The organism is Streptomyces sp. NPDC127084 (assembly GCF_042724175.1).
In the GTDB taxonomy this organism is placed as follows: domain Bacteria; phylum Actinomycetota; class Actinomycetes; order Streptomycetales; family Streptomycetaceae; genus Streptomyces.
Genome location: NZ_JBHXFA010000319.1, coordinates 1 through 869, shown reverse-complemented (window position 1 = coordinate 869; position 869 = coordinate 1). Strand labels below are relative to the sequence as shown.

General features: G+C 63.6%; 2 protein-coding genes. Both read left to right on the top strand.

Annotated elements, in window-relative coordinates; translation table 11 throughout:
- On the top strand, window positions 1-461 hold a 461-nt coding region (locus ACFWI9_RS33755), incomplete at its 5' end, for a YncE family protein (RefSeq protein WP_387168986.1).
- Window positions 373-678 carry an IS3 family transposase gene (locus ACFWI9_RS33750; protein WP_387168983.1) on the top strand — a complete coding sequence of 102 codons (306 nt, stop codon included), beginning with the start codon at window positions 373-375 and terminating at the stop codon, window positions 676-678. The genes ACFWI9_RS33755 and ACFWI9_RS33750, both read left to right, overlap by 89 nt.
- The last annotated feature ends 191 nt before the right edge of the window (window positions 679-869 follow it).

Genomic DNA, 869 nt, shown 5'->3' with positions numbered 1-869 from the left:
CGGACGGTGCCCGCGTCTTCGTCACCAACTTCGGCAGTGACTCGGTGTCGGTGATCGACACCGCCAGCAACACCGTCACCGCCACCATCCCCGTCAGCGACGCGCCAGTCGGGGTGGGGGTGTCGCCGGACGGTGCCCGCGTCTTCGTCACCAACTTCGGCAGTGACTCGGTGTCGGTGATCGACACCGCCAGCAACACCGTCACCGCCACCATCCCCGTCGGCAACGCACCGTACGGTGTCGCGGTCGGCGTGTTTGTCGCGATTCCCGCGTCGTCCGAGGCCGAATGCCCGAACGGCAGCGTCATCACTGGTGGAGGTCACGAGATCAATGGCCCCCTTCCCAGCAACTTCACCAGCAAGCCGGTGGGCGATGCATGGCAGGTATCCCTCGTCAACGAGTCCGACGAACCCATCACCTTCACACCCTACGCAGTGTGCGTCCCTGAAACCACGACTTAGATCATGTTTCGACAACGCCGCCGCGGAGAGCTTCTGGGCCCTGCTCAAAGAAGAGATCGGCACCCGCACCTGGCCCGACCGGGCCACCGCCCGCGCCGACGTCTTCAACTTCATCGAGACCTTCTACAACCGCCGCCGCCTGCGCAAGCACAAGACCTTCGGCTACCTCACCCCAGCCGAGACCAGACAGCAGCACCAACACACCCTCGCGGCATAACGAACGAGTGTCCGAGATCACGGGGAAACTTCAGTAGGCGATGTAGTACGAGATCTCATCCGACCTGCGGATGCTGCGGCGGGCGGGTGTGTCCAGTCAACGGCTGATCTTGGTTGTTGAGGTCAGTGGCTGGTGGTGGGGGTGAGGCGTCCTTCGAAGGCGATCTGGAAGGCGTTCAGTGGCGCCTTCCA

Bases quoted from the DNA above. Each gene is read 5' to 3' on its own strand.
- ACFWI9_RS33750 (WP_387168983.1), top strand. From the start codon at position 373: ATGCATGGCAGGTATCCCTCGTCAACGAGTCCGACGAACCCATCACCT.